General features: G+C 61.7%; 14 protein-coding genes. 5 read left to right on the plus strand and 9 right to left on the minus strand.

The genetic code is table 11. The annotated features are described in order from the left end of the window. Nucleotides 1-15 precede the first annotated feature (15 nt). The 3 genes from BZF57_RS18610 to BZF57_RS20965 all read right to left on the minus strand — a co-directional run bounded on the left by BZF57_RS18610 (nt 16) and on the right by BZF57_RS20965 (nt 2,965). Nucleotides 16-711 carry a response regulator gene (locus BZF57_RS18610; protein ID WP_240506048.1) on the minus strand — a complete coding sequence of 232 codons (696 nt, stop codon included), beginning with the start codon at nt 709-711 and terminating at the stop codon, nt 16-18. Continuing rightward, nucleotides 708-2,165, minus strand: a complete 1,458-nt coding sequence (locus tag BZF57_RS18615; RefSeq protein ID WP_086740744.1) for a sensor histidine kinase — start codon at nt 2,163-2,165, stop codon at nt 708-710. The genes BZF57_RS18610 and BZF57_RS18615 overlap by 4 nt, the downstream gene beginning before the upstream one ends. Before the next feature lie 341 nt (nt 2,166-2,506). Further along, entirely contained in the window at nt 2,507-2,965 is a 459-nt protein-coding gene (locus BZF57_RS20965) for a hypothetical protein (protein ID WP_143738570.1), read from the minus strand. Between the two features lie 480 nt (nt 2,966-3,445). Here BZF57_RS20965 and BZF57_RS18620 point away from each other — a divergent pair, with 480 nt between their 5' ends. From BZF57_RS18620 to BZF57_RS18635, 4 genes are all read left to right on the plus strand, one after another. Beyond that, nucleotides 3,446-3,826, plus strand: a complete 381-nt coding sequence (locus BZF57_RS18620) for a PRC-barrel domain-containing protein (protein WP_086740747.1) — start codon at nt 3,446-3,448, stop codon at nt 3,824-3,826. 103 nt (nt 3,827-3,929) lie between these two features. Then, on the plus strand, nt 3,930-4,892 hold the full coding sequence (locus BZF57_RS18625) for a mechanosensitive ion channel family protein (protein WP_143738571.1): 963 nt from the start codon (nt 3,930-3,932) through the stop codon (nt 4,890-4,892). Between the two features lie 6 nt (nt 4,893-4,898). Then, entirely contained in the window at nt 4,899-6,044 is a 1,146-nt protein-coding gene (locus BZF57_RS18630) for a hypothetical protein (RefSeq protein ID WP_086740751.1), read from the plus strand. Nucleotide 6,045: 1 nt separating this feature from the next. Then, nucleotides 6,046-6,882 carry a mechanosensitive ion channel family protein gene (locus BZF57_RS18635; RefSeq protein ID WP_086740753.1) on the plus strand — a complete coding sequence of 279 codons (837 nt, stop codon included), beginning with the start codon at nt 6,046-6,048 and terminating at the stop codon, nt 6,880-6,882. Between the two features lie 520 nt (nt 6,883-7,402). Here the strand turns inward: BZF57_RS18635 and BZF57_RS18640 are convergent. The 3 genes from BZF57_RS18640 to BZF57_RS18650 all read right to left on the minus strand — a co-directional run bounded on the left by BZF57_RS18640 (nt 7,403) and on the right by BZF57_RS18650 (nt 12,849). Continuing rightward, the gene (locus BZF57_RS18640; protein WP_086740755.1) at nt 7,403-8,782 is read right to left on the minus strand and encodes an L-serine ammonia-lyase; all 1,380 of its coding nucleotides are present in this window, start codon (nt 8,780-8,782) and stop codon (nt 7,403-7,405) included. A gap of 30 nt (nt 8,783-8,812) precedes the next feature. Beyond that, nucleotides 8,813-9,604: a hypothetical protein gene (locus BZF57_RS18645; protein ID WP_206073300.1), complete on the minus strand. Its 792-nt coding sequence runs from the start codon at nt 9,602-9,604 to the stop codon at nt 8,813-8,815. A 110-nt stretch (nt 9,605-9,714) separates the two neighbouring features. Continuing rightward, nucleotides 9,715-12,849 (minus strand): TonB-dependent receptor domain-containing protein, encoded by a 3,135-nt coding sequence (locus tag BZF57_RS18650; RefSeq protein ID WP_162291049.1) that lies wholly within the window; start codon nt 12,847-12,849, stop codon nt 9,715-9,717. A 311-nt stretch (nt 12,850-13,160) separates the two neighbouring features. Between BZF57_RS18650 and BZF57_RS18655 the strand changes: the two genes are divergently transcribed. After that, the gene (locus BZF57_RS18655; RefSeq protein ID WP_086740760.1) at nt 13,161-14,081 is read left to right on the plus strand and encodes a LysR family transcriptional regulator; all 921 of its coding nucleotides are present in this window, start codon (nt 13,161-13,163) and stop codon (nt 14,079-14,081) included. Here the strand turns inward: BZF57_RS18655 and BZF57_RS18660 are convergent. The 3 genes from BZF57_RS18660 to BZF57_RS18670 form a co-directional block, all read right to left on the minus strand. Continuing rightward, a complete protein-coding gene (locus BZF57_RS18660) occupies nt 14,078-16,333 on the minus strand; it encodes a S41 family peptidase (protein ID WP_143738572.1) in 2,256 nt (751 codons plus the stop codon). The genes BZF57_RS18655 and BZF57_RS18660 overlap by 4 nt on opposite strands. Before the next feature lie 16 nt (nt 16,334-16,349). Then, a complete protein-coding gene (locus BZF57_RS18665; protein ID WP_143738573.1) occupies nt 16,350-17,417 on the minus strand; it encodes a PD40 domain-containing protein in 1,068 nt (355 codons plus the stop codon). A 468-nt stretch (nt 17,418-17,885) separates the two neighbouring features. Further along, complete coding sequence (locus BZF57_RS18670) at nt 17,886-18,179, minus strand: flavin-dependent monooxygenase (protein WP_086740766.1); 294 nt, start codon at nt 18,177-18,179, stop codon at nt 17,886-17,888. Between the last annotated feature and the right edge of the window lie 777 nt (nt 18,180-18,956).

Consider the following 18,956-nt stretch of genomic DNA (forward strand, 5'->3'; position numbering starts at 1 on the left):
CCGGCCAAATCATGATCAATGCTCTGGAGCGAGGATTGTGTTCAGACGGTAGCCGACGCCCGGCTCAGTAAGGATAAGCTCCGGGTCCGACGGATCGGCCTCGAGCTTGTCGCGCAGCAATGCGATGTAGCTGCGCAGATACTGCGCCTCGACGACCGGGCTTGACCAGCCCGCGATCATGAGTTGCCGCTGCGTTACCACCTGTCCAGAACTGCGCGCCAGCAATTCGAACAGTGCGAATTCCTTTGGCGAAAGGTGGATCGGTTCGCCCAGCAACACCACTTCACGGCGCGCGATGTCGATGATCAGATCTTCCGATACATAGCGGCGCACTGCAGCGCCCGACATCTCGGTCCGGCGCCGTTCAACAACCCTGATTCGGGCCAGAAGTTCATCAATTGCAAATGGCTTGTCGACGTAATCATCCGCACCTTCGTCAAGAGCCCTGATCTTGTCCTGTTCGAGGTGACGCGCTGAAATCACAATTACGTTCGCGCCCGCTACCTGTTTCATCGGATGGATAAGGTCGCATCCATCTGTATCGGGCAAGCCGAGATCAAGGAGAACCAGATCAACCGCTGTTTGGTTGATTGATTTGAGCGCCTCGGCTCCGTCATGCGCTTCGACCACAGCATGGCCGACCGACGTCAGCACCGGGCGGAGCGTGTCGATAATCGACTGCTCGTCATCTACGATCAGAATTTGCATCATGCCGCAATCATGGCTTCGTCAGCGGCAAGGAGTGGCAAGGCAACTACAACACGAGTGCCATTGCCGCCCTCCAATGGCGATTCGACTGTTATCGTGCCACCGAATGCTTCTACAAAGCCCTTGGCGATGAACAGGCCAAGACCCATGCCCGCCTTTGATCCGCTGCCTTCCCCTTTGAAGAACCTGGTAAAGACACGCTGACGATCAGCATCGTGGATGCCGGGGCCGCGGTCCGTGACAGCAATCCGGGCCATTCCTTCGCCACCTTCCAGACTGACCTTGATAGGACCGGATTTGCCGCCGAATTTCTGCGCATTGTCGATCAGATTATAGAGTGCCTGTTCCAGCATTGCGGCATTGGCGCGCACGTAGTGCATACCGGCTGCCATGCTCCTCTCGATCATGATATCCGGATGTGCGATCCGCGCGTGCTTGATAGCAAGGCCCGCAATCTCGACAAGGTTCACCGTCTCGAGACGGTCCTGCGCGATCCCCGACTGGATCTGGCCCACGTCCAACAACTCGGCAGTGTAGCGGTCAAGCCTCGCACATTGGTCAAGGATCGACGTCAGCAATCGGGTCTGCTCTTCCTCGGGAAGGCTGACTTCGGCGGACCGCAAGGCGCCTGCGGCCGCCTGTATTACCGTTACGGGCGTTCGAAGGTCGTGCGAAACCGACGACAACAGCGCGTCCTTCAGTGCTTCGCTGCGTGCCCTTGCGCGAGCCTCCGCCAATTCCTCAAGCAAAAGGCATCGCTCCACAGCGACGGCCAGCATGGCTGTGATCGACTGGAGCTTGGAAGAGCTTTGACGATCAGGGCTGAGGTCGCTCAGCCGGAACTTTACAAACCCAAGCGATCCGCGTGCGCCTTTAAGCTCTATCACAACAGCCTTGTTGCGCTGAATGATGTCGTCGCCCTCAAGGTCAATTAGTGGCTTTAGGGTGTCGAACTCCACCTCACCAGTCGAAGGTCGCCAGTATGCCTTGCCTCGGTTGAGAAATATCTCGACCGAACTCACGCCCTGTCGCGGAATCACCCCTCGAACTTCGGTCTCGACATCCTCGACCCTCACAGCGGATTGTAGCCGGTCGCTGACGGTGAGCATGAAAGCGGCTTCGGACTGAGCTTGGTAGGCTCTCTTGGCCGAATCCTTCAGTCTGCCAACCATGATCGCTGCAAGCAGCGCACTGACGTTGAAGGCGACGAGCGGCACGGCCTCGTCAGCCGAAGTGATACCGAAGCGGAAGGCAGGCTCGCTCAGAAAGAAATTGTAGATCAGCGACGCCGAAATCGCGGCGACCAGCGCGCTCACCAGGCCAGAGCGAATGGCGATCAGGATGACCCCTGTCAGGAAAACGAGCACTGCTGAGATAGGTCGGTCGGAGATCTGTGCGATGTAAGTTCCAGCGACGGCAATCAGAAAAATCACCGCGTCGATGGCTGCTCGCGCCATTGATTGACTGCTCACATTTTCGGTCCTGTCCAACGGTTCGATAGACCTGCGTTAGACCAATGCCGCCGAGCGGGCATCATCGGGATTTTTATGCGGGCGGCGTTTTTCTGAAGCGGAGACATCGATTTCCGAGAAACCGCCTTTTTTTGAGAGCGTGCGCAGCCCATCGAAGAAAAAGCACCCACTTTATGACCGGAACGGGGTCGTTTTCTGAAAGGCAGGATTTTTTCAGAAGCGAGGGAAAGCCGACATGCAGCTTTGCGGCGCGCGCCTCGGTCTCGCTCATGACCGAAGATGGGTGGGAAGGCGAATGGCGGCTTACGAATGGCGATCCGATGATATCAGGCGCGGGGCGCTGGTTCAGGGTAAGGCCTCAACTCCCAATCGGTCCGGCATCCTCTCACCGCGTTTACGGCCGGAACATCCTTGTTCGACTGCAGCGCGATAACAGCAAGGGGCATCTCGCGGTCGCCGATCCAAGTAGTGCCCTTTAGGATCTTGAGATCTCGCGCGCCGGGTATCTTGAAGGTCAACACATCCTTTTTCAATTCAGCGACTGGCGCGGTGCTATTTTTGTAAGACGCTACTGCAGAACAGCCCCGATCAGGATCGCACAGTTGCAGAACGTAGACATCGTTGGACGGTATGCCGACGGAATACCGGCTGACTCTTGTCGATAGCTCAGGAGCGATCTCTTCTCCCCCGCAGTGCTGAACTGTCGCGGCAATACCTGCTGCGCTATCGCCGTCACTGCACCCGAGTACGAATAACGTTCCGACAAGACACAGCCATTTCCTCATTGCCGAAATATCGCATTGAAAAGAAAAGGTTGCAACGGGGGCGATTCCTGCATGACAGGAATTTTCCACGTGCGGGGCCAAGCTGCCATCCGGCTTTCGGGATCGCGCGTCGGCCCGACTCATAGCCGTTAGCGGGTGAATCCTTCTGATGATGGCGAAGGTCGGTATTCGTCCACTGTAGCTGGATCTCTCATTGGGGCTACGATCAAGGTCGTTCCAGTCTTGTTGGCGATCTCTTCGGCCCGAAGGCTTGATGCGCATCCGTAACGAGTTGCGACCGCAACGGGGTCTTCTTGGGCAGAGAAGGAATGTTTTGCGAGCCGGACAAAATCCCCATCGCGCGCTCGGGATCGCGCTTTAGCCCCGGCACTCATAACTGACTAGGCGTCTTGCAGATCAACTGCCGATTGCGCATCTTCTAGTTATTGTTGACGGAACGAATCCATCATTTCGCAATTATGCGCTCGAAACGGAGGCATTATGTCCAATTCAGGTACCATTCCGAACAAGACCCTGCTCATCGCCGCGAACAAAGTCGACGAGATGGTCGTCCGTAGCCGCGATGGCGACAAAATGGGGCACGTTCATACCTACATGGTGAACAAGCGCACGGGGAGTGTGACGCACGCAATCCTGAGCCTTGGCGGGTTCTTGGGGATCAACAAGAGCTATTATCCCCTGCCCTTCGAGTTGCTCAGCTATCAGCCGGTCGATGATGTTTACGTCGTAACCCTGGATCGCCGCATCCTGGAAGGCGGGCCGAGTTGGTCGAACAACGCACCTGATTTCGACCAGGCCTATGCTGATCGCGTGTCAAAGTATTACGAGACACGGCACGAGGCAATCGAACTGAACGATTAAGTTATTTCTAGTGCAACGTTATTCTTGCGCAATTAATGACGTGACCCGCAACGAAGCGCCCCTCAAGGGGCGCAATGAACCGCTGTGAATAGGAATCAATATTTTGACAAATCAGATTGCGTCGCCCGATGTCACGAAGGAGGCGATAGACACCATAAATGGGATGGTTTTTGGCTTTGTCGAAATTCTTCCTCTCATTGCCATCGCGATCGTAGTCTTTCTTCTGTTCTGGTTCATCGCTTCGACCACTCGGAGGATGGTAGAGCGGTATGCCGAACGATCGGAAAAACATGCCGGGGCAGCCGTCGCGTTCGGCCGTCTCGCGTATTTTGCGATCGTGGTCCTCGGCTTTCTGATTGCCGTGACAATTGCTTTTCCCACGATAACCCCCGCGAAGATGTTCTCCGCATTAGGCATCGGCGGCGTGGCAATTGGTTTTGCGTTCAAGGATATTTTTCAGAACCTTTTGGCGGGCATTCTCATTCTCGTGCGTCAGCCCTTCCGGGTGGGAGACGAAATCACCAGCGGTGATTTTACCGGCACCGTCGAGAAGATTGAAACCCGGGCAACCTTCATCCGGACATACGATGGCAAGCGGATCATCGTTCCGAACAGCAAGATCTACACCGAACCGGTAACGGTCATCACTGCCTATGGGATTTTGCGCACCGAGTACGACGTGGGTATCGGTTACGGCGACAACGTCTCACAAGCACGCAAGATCGCCTTGGAAGCCGTGAGCGCGGTGGACGGCGTGCTCGCCGATCCTGCGCCTGATGTTCTGCTTTGGGATCTGGCCGGGTCGTCACAAAATCTCCGCGTGCGCTGGTGGACAGATCCGACGCGCGCCAGTGTGGTGAAGGTCAAGGATCGTGTGCTGGAGGCGGTGGCCACCAAGCTGTCGGCCGCATCGATTGATTTGCCCTTCCCGACTAGTGTCGTGCTTTTGCATGACCAGACCGAGGAGTCCGACGGCGACCGCACACGTCAGCGGGAGGGCTGGCCCGCTGGAGCCAATCCACCGAGGCCGCGCCCCATTGCCTCACGTCGCCGCCCGGACGAATAAGCGGGAATGGAGATCGTCTCGCTCATCCCCCTCGACCAGTACGAAGCTCCTTCCCTGCCGACGCAGGAACGGATGCAGGCGTTGGTCGCCAAACTTAAGGCGATGTTTCTGGCGCGTAACAACACCGATGTAATCGCCAATGAGCGCGCATCGCTGGAATCCCTGCAACGGCTTGATGAAATGATCCAAGAGCCGGAATGTGAGCCACAGGTCGGTGAGCTGGATGAGGCGGCAGAACAATGGTTGGCTCGCCCCGCAGCGCGCGGCACTGTGCTTGCTGTCATCACGCCGCCGTGTGACCAGTCGGACAGTTTTTTGAACTGGGCAAGGGGGTCCGGGCATCTCTGTATTGCGCCGCCCGTGTCCCGATCAGGGCCAGTTGACTGGGCCCGATTAAAGACCTCCACCTCGGACAAGATCGTCATCGTTCCGCAATTGGAACAATGGTTCCTGCGATCGGCCGAAGGACTGGACCGTATACGCAAGCTCATGGCCGTGCTCGGCAGCGCTCGCCATGCCATAGTTGGCTGCAACAGTTTTGCATGGGCATATCTGGCAAAAGCTATTCGCATTGATCTTATCGCGCCCGGGCCGTTCACCTTCAAACCCATGGATGGAGAGCGATTGGCGACGTGGTTGGCGCAGGTGAGCCAGAGTGATCCTGTCACCGAAACGACCTTTCGGCTCATCGGTAGTGAAACCGCACTGTTGCGTGATCGGACAAATCCGGGCGTGCAAAAATTCTTCGCCACACTGGCGGGGCGAAGCCTTGGCATCCCCTCTGTCGCTTGGCACATGTGGCGCGAAACACTGCGGATCGACGGGGCCTATGGCATGACCACCGGATCGCAGGGAGCGCATTCGCAACAGAGGGCCAACTATTGGGTGGCGTCTCTTGAGGAGCTCATTTTACCGGGGACTTACCCACGCGAGCTCTTGTTTGCCCTCCATACCCTTTGCTTGCACGGCGGCATGCGTGGCGCGGACCTTGCTGACAACATGCCGGAAACCCCGGGTGCGGCCTTGATCCCCGCCTTGCGCGGCAGCCAGTTTGTGCAGGAAGTTGAGGGTATTTTGCGCATCAGGCCGGAAGCCTACCCGGCGATACGAAATGGACTGCGTTCCAGCGGTTTTCCGATAGGAGCCATTTGAGATGACAGCGGCTGCCAACACCGGGGCTGGACAGGCAGAAGCGGAGGCGGCCAAGCTTCTGCGCGACCTTCAGGATATCAGTTATCTGGAAATCGGCCTGATCGCGGCGCTGGCCTGGCTGATTATCTATGCGTCGCGCAAAGCCTTGCCGTTTCTTGCCGAGCGAGGACCCAGTCAAACCCGCTTGTACCTGCTTGGCGCCGTTCCGATGGTCCGGTTGATTGCGATTATCGCTGCAATATTGTGGATTTTGCCGCTGGTGTTCAACATCACCATGCAGAACTTTCTGGTTATCGCAGGTGCCGCCAGCGTCGCGATCGGGTTTGCATTCAAGGATTACGTGAGCAGCTTGATAGCTGGCGTGGTTGCAATATTCGAACGGCCCTATCGGTCAGGCGATTGGGTAAAGATCGGCGATGACTACGGCGAAATTCGTCAGATGGGCCTGCGTGGCATGACGATCCAGACACCAGACGACAACGCGGTGGTCGTCCCGCATTCGCGGCTATGGACAGAAAACATTTCGAATTCCAACGACGGGGCGCAAACGCTCCAATGTGTTGCAGATTTCTATCTGGCGTCGTCGCATGATTCCGCGCAAATCCGCGACGGGCTCAACGATATTGCGTTGACGAGCCCATATCTGGACTATTCACGACCTGTGGTTGTTGTTCTGTCAGAGCAACCATGGGGCACGCACTACAAGATACGCGCGTATCCTTTCGATATGCGCGACCAATTCTTGTTTATCTCCGATATGACAGTGCGTGGTAAACGACTTCTTGCCGCCCTCGGCGTTCAATCGGCATTCGTTTCGCCGGCTGTAGAACGCCAATGAACTAACATGCTTCGGGGGCTCCTGTCGGTCGCGGTTCTGATCGAAGGTGTGTCGGCTCGGTTCTGCATCGCTGCCGTAGACGTGCGAGGAATGCCAACGAGCACCTTCCGCCAGACTATCATGCCATCCATCCGCATGGCTGGACGGCTGCTGATGGCGAATGAGCCGATGAGAATGCCGCTAATGCCATCATCTGCCAAGGCCACGGATTTCATTACTCCTATGCCGGCCTTGCGCTGTAACGCCGCACTGCGGCTTAATACTTGCCAAATTGCTCCTCCGTCGTCCGATATGGGGTCGGTTTCTGAATGTCAGCAATTTTCAGAAGCGAGGCAAAGCCGCAAGACCGCTTTTGGGATCGTACGCTGACCCCGCGCATGGCCGGGTTTGGGTGGATAGTTGAATGTCCGGTCCGGGATGCCGGAACCATATCGCTGCCGAGGAATTCGCGCGCGCCGACGCGATCACGGTGATGACAGGCTTATTTCTTGAAGAAGCGTGAAGCAAAGGCCTTGCATTGTCAGCACTCCACAACGTTGACAGCAAGGCCGCCCTGGCTCGTTTCCTTATATTTGCGGGACATATCGAGCCCCGTCTGGCGCATGGTCTCGATGACCTGATCAAGCGAGACCTTCTGCCCGCCGGAAGACCGCAGTGCCAATCGCGCCGCATTGGCTGCCTTGACCGCGCCGATCGCATTGCGTTCGATGCAGGGGATCTGCACCAGCCCGCCGACGGGGTCGCAGGTCAGGCCAAGATTGTGTTCCATGCCGATTTCGGCTGCACATTCGACCTGTTGCGGGCTTCCTCCCCAAATCGCAGCCAGGCCAGCCGCGCCCATTGAACAGGCGACACCTACCTCACCCTGGCAGCCCATTTCGGCACCCGAAATCGACGCGCGCATCTTGTACAGGAGCGCGATGCCCCCTGCCGTCAGCAGGAATCGGCGCATCCTCTCGGTAGGGTTGGGCGCGCCATCATCGACGCAGTAGTAGCGCAGCAGCGCTGGAATTACGCCGGCCGCGCCATTGGTCGGGGCGGTAACCACCTGTCCCCCGGCGGCGTTTTCCTCATTGACGGCCATGGCATAGGCGTTGAGCCAGTCGAAGATTTCCTCGCGCTCGTTCCCCGAATGCCCATCGCGCAGTTCGCCGTAGAGTTCGGGCGCGCGGCGGCGCACGCGCAGGCTACCGGGCAATTCCCCACTGGCTGAAAGACCGCGATCGATCGACGCCAGCATCGCCGCGGCCACCCCATCAAGCCCGGCAAGGGTAGCGGGGCGCTCACGGTAGCTGTCCTCGTTGGCGAGCACCAGTTCGGCAATCGACAGCCGGTCCCGGGTGCACCAATCGAGCAACTCGCGCGCCGATCCGAACGGGCGCGCTACCTTGCGGCCGGCGGCGATCATGTCATCCATCGCCGGACTTTCGAGCTGTTCGCGGGTGGCGATGAAGCCGCCGCCGACGGAAAAGTATTCGCGGGAGAACAGCGCCTGTCCGTCCTCGGCGAGGAGTATGAACGACAGCGCGTTGGGATGGAGCGCGGGGACCTTGTCCATCCGGAACACGATGTCCGCGTCAGGATCGAAGGCGAGCGCCGCCACCCGCCCCGGCACGGCAATGGTCCTCTGTTGCGCCAGCCGGGCCAATTCGGCCTCGGCGCGATCCGGCTCGAAGGCCTCGGGGCGAAACCCCATCAACCCCAGTTTCACCGCGCGGTCCGTGCCGTGGCCGCGCCCGGTCAGCGCGAGCGAGCCTTCCAGCACCACCCGCACCCGCGCCGCATCATGCAGCGCGAGGCCGGCATCAGCGAGAAACCGTACAGCGGCGCGCATCGGGCCGACGGTGTGGGAACTCGACGGGCCGATCCCGATCTTGAAGATGTCGAGCACGCTCAGCACGGGGCCGCTTTCGTCCTTGCGATGAGTGTGTCAGGCATAGCCCAGAAATGCGCGAAGGCCCGGATTGTAGAGATCGATCAGAGCCTTGTGGCGATCGGGCAGGATGTCAGGGACCTGTGCGATATCGCCCGAGAGGTTCTCGCGCGCGGTGCCCGAATATTCGCGCTGCGCACCTGCCAGCACCCGCGCGCGCCAGTCATCGGGCAGCGTTTCGATCCCTGCAGCGCGCAGCAGACGGGCGAAGAAGCTTTCGGCCGCAGGCGTATCGATCCGGCCGACGTGCCGCACGATATCCTCATAGCGCACCAGATAGGCATCCCCGCCCAGCCAGGCGCAGATATTGGCCTCGTAGATCTTGCCGAGGCTCGGGGTCTTGTTGATGATGCCGAGGATCATCACCGTCAGGATCTCCTCGATCGGCACCGCCCCGCGCCGCAGGTGATCGAGCGGATTGCGGGTCTGATCGGCAAGGAAGAAGCGCGCCCGGGCGAGTACCCAGCTATAGGGATCGCGCGCCAGCACGATGTGCTTCACGCCCCGCAGCGCCACCAGCGAAGTGTCCTCGTGGAAGAGGTGCCCCCAGCTCATGCGGCAGGCCGCCGGATCGAAGGCGGCCAGATTGTCCTTGAGATTGTAGAGCTGGATGAAGTCGCGGTGCCATTGCTGGTCATGCGGCACGAAGGTGCGCAGGATATTGCGGATCAGGTGCGTGCCGCCCTTGGGGATCGAATTGACGAAGAACGGCGCGCCGATAGGTGCGCGGGCGAACTGGCTGGCGACCTCTTCGAACCGGTCTTCTGGCAACAGCACCTGAGTCTGCACGGATGTTCCTCTCGTCTCAACCCGTCACCGCAGGCGGGGGGGCAGGATGGCGCCGCCGATCGGGTCGGACGGGCGGCGCCATTTGTGTCACGAATGAACCTTCGTGACGATCAGAAAGGCATTGTGACCCGCGCAAAGAAGCGGCGGCCGCGGAAGTCGTAGGGGCCCGAGGCCGATGTCCCCACGCGCTCCACGCTGGCCCCCACCTGCGGCGGGTCCTGATCGAACAGGTTGGCCACACCGGCAATCAGATTGAGCCCGCTGCCGAACCGGTAGCGCACCGAGGCCGTGTGCGCGAAATAGGCCTCGACCCGGGTGTCGGGCCGGACGGGTCCCAAGAACCGGTACTCGTTGAACAGCTGGATCGTGCCGTCCGGATTGAAGCCGGAATTGGGATCGGTCACCAGGAAATCGAGCTGGTCGGAGGGCCCGATATAGGTCGTCGCCCAGGCGAAGGTGAACCCGCCGCGGCTCAGCGCCGCATTGAATTCGCCGGTCCAGCGCGGTCGCAGGGCGAGCAGGGTGCGATCGATATCGTCATTGACCGGGTCTAATATATCCCTGTCTTCGTTGAGGAAATCCTCCAGGATCTGGGTCGCGGTGCCGTTGAGGGTCAGCTTCCATTTGCCGATATCGGTGGAGTAGCGGACCGTGTAGTCGATCCCGCGCGAGACCTGCTGGGCGATGTTGACCGACCCGTTGATGACTTCGCCAAGATTGCGGTTGGCATCGCGTGCGCCCAGCAGCGCGCAGAACGGGTTGCGATTGAGCTCTTCGAGCGAGGCGAAGGCCTGATTGACCAGACAGCGGTTGATCACGGCCTGCCCGCCGATCCGGCCGATCTGATCGTCCACGCGGATCTCGAAATAGTCGACCGCAAAGGCGAAATCGGCAAAATCGGGCTGGAATACGATCCCGAGATTGAGCGCGGTCGAGGTTTCCGGACGCAGGGTGCCCGAAGAATTGCCGCGATTGAGCGTGCGGATGTTGACCGTCGGCTGGAAATCGAGACCGATGCCGAACAGGCCGCAGTTCTGGATGAGGTTCTGCCGCTCATTGGCTGGGCGGGCCGAGTTCTGCAACTCGGCACAGGGGTCACCCGCACCGAAAGACTGGTCGCCGCCCTGGAACAGTTCGAACAGCGCCGGTGATCGATAGGACGTGCCGTAATTGGCGCGCAGCAGGATCGCGTCAATCGGCTTCCATGCCGTGCCAACCCGGTAGGTGAACTCACCGCCATCATCGACCCGATTGTTCTTGGTGTAGCGGCCGGAGGCGTTGATGGTCAGGCTCTCGAAGAACGGCTGATCCTCGATCAGCGGCAGGCCGAGCTCGCCAAAGACTTCCGTGAGGGTCGAATCCCCCCGCGTGATCTGGCCATTGGAGAAGTTGTGGTTGTTGTTGGCCTGGCTGTTGGGCCCGGGCACATCGTCGATCTCGTCATAGCGCAGGTGAAAACCGAGCGCGACCGACAGGTCCGGCTTGATCCCCGGCAGGTCGACTTCGCCGCTGGTGAAACCTTCGAGCACCGCCTGCTGATAGCGGGTGTTGCCCGTCTCCACCCCTTCGAGGAAAGCCTCTTCCTGCGGGGTCAACTGGCCGTCGCGCAGGATACGCGGGGACAGCCAGGGGATCGCCCCGCCGATGCTCGCGCACAGGCTCTGGGCGGTCTGGCCGGCGGCGAGCAGGCTGGTGTTGATGAGGGACGGATCGCAGCCAAGGTTGGTGAATCCGGTGACCGCGTCGAGCCGGTCCTGACGGGTGAAGTTGGTGGTGTAGTCGGCGTCCGAAATGCCGTAATTGGCAAAGACATCGAAGTCCCACCCACCCAGCAGCGGCACGTCATCACCAAACTGGCCGCGCATCCCGGCCACGAACCAGGCGTAATCGGTCTTGGTCTTCGAGAAGAACGGACGGTGGATGTTGAAGCCCAGGCTGCCGTTCAAGGCGCCATTGGTCGCCCCCCGCACCCGCCCGGCCACGGTGTTGCTGGGATGGTCGCCGCCGAGGTATTCATAGAGGAAGCGGAAGCTGCTGACTTCCTGCTCGGTCCGCGAAAGCAGTGCCTGTCCATAGAATTCCACGCTGTCGCTGACATCGATAGCGCCCGAGATGAAGGCGCTAAATCGTTCGATCGGGTTGAGCGCGTAGGAATCCTGGAGGATCTGGGAGGTCTGCGGCAGCAGCGCCATCGACTGGGCGACGGCGTTGAAATCCCCCGTGTTGGGGCCGAAGGTGACGCTGGCGCCCGGCGGCAGGCCGAGGTTCTGCACTCCCACGCGGGCGAATTCGGGCAGGATCGCGCGCAGTTCCGCCTGACCGGGGCCCACGATCGTGCCCGTCGGGTCAGGGATATAGAGCCCGCCGAAGCGCGCATTGATCGAACTGGTGTTGAAGAAGTTGCCGGTTCCGCCGCGCAGCAGGAAGAAGCGGTTGTTCGAGCCGAAGCTGGTGCACACCACATTGCCATTGGCATCGGTGATGTCGAGCCGCGCACCAGTCTGCGGATCGAACAGGCGCGGATCGCGGCAGTCGGTGTAGTCGCGGTCCCCAATCCTGAGCGGCTCGCGCCGGTCGTACTGGGCCGAGATATTGATGTGCCCGCCCGAAAAGGTGCGGCTGAAACGACCCGCGACCTGGAAGAACTCCGCTCCGCCCTCGCCCGGCAGGTTGCCAATCGCAGTCAGCATGCTTTCGTTGCTCGGGCCCACCACCAGATTGTTGACGATCCCGGCAATCGCATCGGACCCGTAGACCGAAGAGGCCCCATCCTTGAGGATTTCGACATCGGCGATGGCAACGGAAGGGATGATCGACAGGTCCGGCACCGACACCCCGCCACGTGTGCCGCTGGGGGTCAGGCGCTTGCCGTTCAGCAACACCAGCGTGCGTTCGACCCCGAGGCCGCGTAGCGAGATGTTGTTGACCCCGTTGCCGCCATTGTTTGCGCGCCCGCCGATGAACACCACCGATTGCTGGCTGTCGTTCTGCTGCGAGCCGGTAACCAGAGGCGAGCGGCGCACGATTTCTTCAAGTGTGGCATCGCCCACCAGCTCAGCGACCTCGCGGTTGATCACGGCCAGCGGCTGCTCGCTGGAGAACACCTTGTTGCGCAGGCGCGAGCCGGTAACGCGGATCTCGCTTGCATCCTGCGGATTTTCCTCGTCCGCTGGAGTATCGGCTGGCTTGGACATGCTGACCGGCGGCTCGGGCTCCTTGTCTTGAGCCCATGCAGCCTCCGCCATGGTCAGCGGCGCGACCGCCGCGCCAACAAGCAGCAAGTGGCGCAGGCCTGTGCCGACACGATGGCAAGGCAGGTGCGCCGGCTGAGAGAGAATTTCAAGCGACGATTCCATGGCAGCGTCTACCTCCAGATAGCAACGGTGGACTGCGGCTGGCGGGCCACAGGTTCGTCCCTGCGACAGCTGGAGATCAATGCAGGCCGATGCATCGCGAGATGCGCCGGAGGTTTCTGCACGTCCCCGCATGCTTTGTTATGCGTTGGGAGTATGACCCCGGTTGATCATCAATCAAGCACATGTCATGCAGGCGATAGATGAAAAATATTCAGCAATCAGAGATCACCGCCGCACTCCTCCAGACCTTTCTGGCAGTGTTCGAGGAAGGCTCGGTCGCGGCGGCAGCGGCCCGGCTTGACGAAAATCCCTCGACCCTCAGCCACCGCATCAGTCGGCTCGAAGACCTGCTGACCCAGCCCCTGTTCGTCCGTTCTGGTCGCGGGATCATCCCCACCTCCTTCGCCGAGGATCTGGTCGAGGATGCGCGGGCGGCTGTGGCCAAGATCCAGGCCATTGCCGAGCGGCGGCTTTACGCTTCGGACGATATCGACACCGAGTTCTCGATCGCAACCACCGACATCGAACGTTCGGTCCTGCTGCTGGATGCCTTCAACGTCATTCGCGAGCGCAGCCCCAAGCTGCGGGTTCGCTACCTTTGGGAGAATTACGCAGACATCACCGCGCTGCGACGAATGGGCGTGGACTTCATCGTCTCGCCGATCATCACCGATGTCGACCCCGACATTCGCAGCCACCTGCTGTTTCGTGATCAATCGGTCTGCTACTATGACGCCCGCATGCGAGGGCCGCCGGATACGCTCGAGAAGTATCTGGCGTCCCAGCATGTGCGGGTGATCTTTTCCGAAAACGATATCAGCCTGACCGATGTGGCCCTCAGCCGGATCGGGGTGTCCCGCCAGATTGCCGTGACCATGCCCAGCGTGTCGGAACTGCCGAAGCTGATCCTGGGCACCGAACTGTCGGTGACAATGCCCTCACGCCTTCAGGGGACATTGTTCCAGCAGCTCGCCAACTGTCCGACGCCGTTCCCCTTTCCGGTGATGAACTTCAATCTGTTCTGGCATGAAAGGTCGGATTCCTCGCCGCGCCACCGGTGGCTGCGCGAGGCGCTGTTCGAGATTGTCGCCAAGCGCCCCGACCTCAAGACGATAGGCTAGAGCGCTTTCCGCTCCGGTCTGGACACATCGCCGCCGGGCGTGCCGAGCGGCGGAAGTGGGCGCGGCACCAGCGCAGGGACGGGCTCGCGAGAGATGGTTTCGGTGAGCTCGCGGACCGCTGCCTCAAGCTGTGCGTCCGAGCCGTTGAAGCTGGCGTGGGGCAGGTTCTCGACCACAAGGTCAGGATCAATCCCGCGGCCTTCGACAATCCAGCGCCCGTCGAGCGCATATTGCGGATTTTCCGCCACCCGCACCATCCCCCGGTCGGCGAGCGGATTGCGGTCGGACAGCCATACCCCGGCCCCCGCCGTGCGCGTGCCGATCAGCGGGGCGATGCCGAGCGCCTTGACCGCGGCAGCAAAGGTCTCCCCGTCGGAATAGGTGCGCTCGTCGATCAGAACCGCGATATGCCCGCGATAGGCGTTCTGCATGTTGGTCGTCACCAGCCCGCGCCCGTCCGGCTGCGCCCAGAAGGCCCAAGCCTTGCGCAGCAGCATGGCGACCAGAAAGCTGTCAATATTCCCCCCGCTGTTGCCGCGCACGTCGATGATCAGCCCGGGCTTGGAGAGCTGCGGGAAATAGTCGCGCGCAAACCCGGCAAGGTCGCCCGGCCCCATGGCGCGCACATGGAGATAGCCGATCTGCCCGCCCGACAGCCGCTCGGCCAGAGCGCGCTTGCGTTCAACGAAGTCGCGGTAATGCGCAGTATAGCGGCCTTCCAGTGTCATCGGTTCGACAATTGCGCTGATCCGGCGCCCGCCGCGCAGGAGATCGAGCCGTACCTGCTGGCCGGCCTTGGTGGCGAGCGCGGTCTGGAGATCGGCGAGGCTGGCAACCGCGCGGCCATCGACCAGGCGGATAACGTCGCCCACCTCGACATCCACACCCGGCCGCCGCAGCGGCGGGCGCAGCGCGACAAGATCAGCTTCGGTGCGCAGGATGTCGTCGATCCGCAGCCCCTCTGTCACCGGCGTCACCTGCGCGCCGAGGAAGGCCATTGCCGGGTTCTCGCGATCGACCGGCAGATCGGCCCCGCGCACCTGAGAGTGCAGGATCCCGATCTGCGAGGCCATCTCGCCGAGCATGACATCCAGCTCCGACCGGCTGCCGATGCGGTTCAGGAACGGCTCGCGCGCAGCGCGCACCGCGGCCCAGTCCACCCCGCGCAAGGTCGGATCATACAGGAAGTCGCGGTGCAGGCGCCAGGCGTCAATGAACATCTGCCGCCACTCGCTGCGCGGGTCGATGGTCAGCCGCCAGTCGTCCAGCCGCACCAGATTGGGCGCGAGCTTTTCGGGCTGCCTGGCACCGAGCGGAACCAGCGCCAGGCTGGGCTTGTCGGCGGGACCGCCGATCACCAGTCCAGTCTTGCGGTCGGCCGACAGGTCAAGGAACTGCGCGCCGGGCGCGAAGACCTCTTCGCGCGGATCCCTGCGGTCGATCGCGATCGATACGATATTGTCCCCGCGCCGGGTGTAGAGAAAACCTTCGCTGGCCCGCAGCAGCTGTTCGACCCCCGGCTTGACCGGCAGCTTGTAGAGCCGCTCGCCCAGTCCATCGAGGACGATGGTCGCCTTCTCGCCCCCGGCGTCCTTGCCCTTGCCCTTGTCCTTGTCCTTGGCCTTCGCCCCGGCGGCCGGTTCAGCGGCGGCCTCGCCGTCATCGCCGGCGTCCTTGGCGGAGCGGGTCAGTTCGTTCGCATCGACCAGCCGGAAATCGGCTTCGGGATCAAGCTGGAGGGCATAGATCTCGCCCCGGTCAGGGAAGGCCACGCCCATGTTGCGGTCGCCCCAGGGGGCGCCGGGCTGGGGCGCGAAATTGCGGTCCGAGATGAAGTAGAGCCATGCCCCGTCATGCGCGAAGGCAGGCGCATAGCTGTTATACTTGCCCGAAGTCGCCTGAACCCGGCGCCCTGTGGCAAGGTTCTGGATCATGATGTCGGAGGTGTTGCCCCCGTTGGTCAGCGCGGTTTCGGCATAGGCGATATGGCTGCCATCAGGCGCAAAGGCGAGATCGAAGAAGGCATCATCATTGCCGCTTTCGTTGCGCGCCAGCAGCGTCACCCTTCCGGTGGCGACATCGATCTTCTGGAGCCGCGCCTGCTTGTCCCACAGCACGATGGTCTTGCTGTCGGGCGACAGGGCGAAGGACCAGATATGCGCATCATAGCCGCGGGTCACCGGTTCTGGCGCGCCGGTGCCATCGGCGGGCATGGCGTAGATATCGCCGCGCTCGCCGGAATCGAGGATCATGAAGACCCGCTTGCCATCAGCCCCCTGCACCGCCTGCCGCGCGCGCTGCGAGCGGCACCGAAAGCTCGATCCGGCGCAATTGCCCCGGCGCCGCCAGCGCCGCCCGGCCGCGCGCGGTCACGGCCACCATCTCGCCCGAGGGCGAAATCCGTGCCCCTTCAAGGTAGCGCAGGGGATTGTCGATGGCGCGCACCCGGGTCTGCTCGCGGTCGGTGACGAGATCGATGGCGAGCCGTGTGATCGCTCCCGTGGCGGGCGAGAAAACGTGCAGATCCGCCCCGTTCTGCAGGAAGATCTCGCCGCGGTCGATATTGGCCTGAAGCACCGGGAAGGGCAGCTCGCCCGAGACCTGGCGGACGTCGCTGCCATCCTCCGCCACCGACCATACCGCGTCCTTGCCGCTTTTGTCGGAGATGAAGAAGATGCGCCCGTCCCCTGCCATCGGCATGCGGATCGGCGCGCCGAAATCGGCAAGCAGCAGAACCGCCTCTTCCTGCGAGCCGCTTTGCCAGCGCCACAACTGGTCCATCGCGCCGCCGCGATAGAGCACGGCATTGTCGCGCCGACTGGCGAGGCCGCGGCGTGTGAAGAATAGTGTGCGCCCGTCCTCACCGAAGGTCGCATCTGCGGCACGCCAGAGCGGCAGAGGGATGCTCTCCCCGCCCGTGGCCGCCACGCTGTGCAGCACTTCGCCCTGCCCGCCTCCGGTGAGCGAGGAGGCAAACAGCACGCGTCCGTCAGGGGTCCAACCGATGGTGCGGACATAGCCGCCTTCGAAGGTCAGCCGCCGCGGCGCCCCGCCGGCGAGCGGCATGACATAGACATCGCGGTCGCTGTCATAACTGGCGGTAAAGGCGATCATCGTGCCATCGGGCGAGATTGCCGGTTCGCTCTCCTCGCCCGCGTGATTGGTCAGCCGGACCGCGCTGCCGCCGCTGCGCGCGGTGCGCCACAGGTCACCCTCGCTGGCAAAGACCAGCACATCGCCGCTGGCGACAGGGTGCTGGTAGAACCCTTCTTCGGCCGCCAGCGGAGCCGCGCAAAGGGCCAAAAGACAGGCAGCGGCCATCAACTTCGACTTCATCACATCTTCCACTTGCGATCACGGGGTCCTGTCGCTCTGGTCAAGGCGGGACAATCTGACATTGCTGCGTGATAGGTCGCCCCTGCGCCCCTCTGCAAGCCCGCATGGTGCTGGTCCAATGGTGGCTCTGCCTCCGGCATTCGAGGCGTCGCATGCAAAAAAGCATGACGTGACGCTATCCGTGTATCGTGCGAAATCCATTCGCTAGGCATTTTGGCAAGGCAATAACCATGTCAAATTTGGCTGAATCAGATGACTCAACATGTGCCGAGCCCTGCGAACATGTTGCCGTTTTCGGAAAATCGCGGATCGGAACCAAATGTCCGGCTTGGGGTCGGTTTGAGAATTTCCGCTTCTGGCGAAAATCCTGCTGAGGCTGCCGGTCCGCTTTGGCAAACATCCTCGATCAAGCAAATGGCCAGGGCCGGGCAGGGCGGCGACTTGCCGCCTCCTCAAAAGGCAGCGCAGTCATGCCACGCGCGCGGCATAATCGGGCATGGTGTGCATGGCGCGCAGTCTGGGTTCGGATAGGCCCATGGGTATGGCGCGGAGTGTCGCGCGCATCAGGTACTGCACCGGTCGCGGCCCGTGAACACCGAGCCGTCCCAGCGCCGATTCCCGCACAAACATCCGCACACGCTTGAGGCGCAGGCGCTCGTATAGGGCCGCCACCCGCGCAGGTGCGACCGCGGCGACGATCGCCTGAAGGGCAGCGGCATCCTCCAGCCCCTGACAGGCCCCCTGGCCAAGATTGGGCTCCATCGGCCCGATCGGGCATCAAGGCAGTGACTGGCTGGGTGCGCATCAGAAACCAGTAGCGGCGGTTGTCTGGCAGCTCCAACACGCCGAACCGCTGGTGTCTGCCCCAATACTCCGCCGCGACCCCATCAAGCCCGAGCCCCGCGACCCGGCCCGACAGCGCCAGCACGCCGCCGTAGCCCGCATAGGAGGGCGGTGCGCCGGTGTTGCTCGGCGCGCGGATACCGCCTGCGTCGACCACCAGATCGCAGGCGAGCACCTCTCCGTTCGTCAGCGTCACACGCCCCGGGGCGACATCACCGACCTCGCAGCCGAGCCGCAGCTGACCCGGCCCCAATGCCACCAGCAGCGCATTCTGAAGCGCGGTTCGGGCGCCAGAAGCGCAGTGTCGGGGAGGGGGCGGGAGAGGATCGGCGCTCCGTCCTGCGTTGCCAACAGCATCCGCCGGATCGGCGCGGCCGCAGCAGTGACCGCGACCAGGATGCCGAGGGTTCTGAGACGTCAGGCCGGCGTCTAGTCGTCTCTCCAAATCAGACACTTGCACCCCTGAAGCATTGGCGAGACTTGATGCCTTGGCAGATTCCTGCGCCCCCTGTGCGATCGAGCCAAGCTGGCTCAAGAAGGAGGGCTTAAATGGCAGAAAACGTCTCCATGATCGGATACACCCGCGTATCGAAAGCCGATGGCAGGCAGGACTTTCCGATGGCAGCACTCAATAGTTGGTCGTCCGTGAACAAAGCGATGTTTGTTTCGGTGCCGGGTATACCGGGCCCGTCAGCG

Source organism: Erythrobacter colymbi (assembly GCF_002155685.1).
Lineage (GTDB): Bacteria > Pseudomonadota > Alphaproteobacteria > Sphingomonadales > Sphingomonadaceae > Erythrobacter > Erythrobacter colymbi.

Coding starts and splice junctions, on each gene's coding strand:
- BZF57_RS18670 (WP_086740766.1), bottom strand. CDS start 18,179: ATGGAGCCCAATCTTGGCCAGGGGGCCTGTCAGGGGCTGGAGGATGCC.
- BZF57_RS18660 (WP_143738572.1), bottom strand. CDS start 16,333: ATGATCCTCGATTCCGGCGAGCGCGGCGATATCTACGCCATGCCCGCC.
- BZF57_RS18610 (WP_240506048.1), bottom strand. CDS start 711: ATGATGCAAATTCTGATCGTAGATGACGAGCAGTCGATTATCGACACG.
- BZF57_RS20965 (WP_143738570.1), bottom strand. CDS start 2,965: ATGAGGAAATGGCTGTGTCTTGTCGGAACGTTATTCGTACTCGGGTGC.
- BZF57_RS18665 (WP_143738573.1), bottom strand. CDS start 17,417: ATGAAGTCGAAGTTGATGGCCGCTGCCTGTCTTTTGGCCCTTTGCGCG.
- BZF57_RS18650 (WP_162291049.1), bottom strand. CDS start 12,849: ATGGCGGAGGCTGCATGGGCTCAAGACAAGGAGCCCGAGCCGCCGGTC.
- BZF57_RS18635 (WP_086740753.1), top strand. CDS start 6,046: ATGACAGCGGCTGCCAACACCGGGGCTGGACAGGCAGAAGCGGAGGCG.
- BZF57_RS18655 (WP_086740760.1), top strand. CDS start 13,161: ATGAAAAATATTCAGCAATCAGAGATCACCGCCGCACTCCTCCAGACC.
- BZF57_RS18615 (WP_086740744.1), bottom strand. CDS start 2,165: ATGGCGCGAGCAGCCATCGACGCGGTGATTTTTCTGATTGCCGTCGCT.
- BZF57_RS18620 (WP_086740747.1), top strand. CDS start 3,446: ATGTCCAATTCAGGTACCATTCCGAACAAGACCCTGCTCATCGCCGCG.
- BZF57_RS18630 (WP_086740751.1), top strand. CDS start 4,899: ATGGAGATCGTCTCGCTCATCCCCCTCGACCAGTACGAAGCTCCTTCC.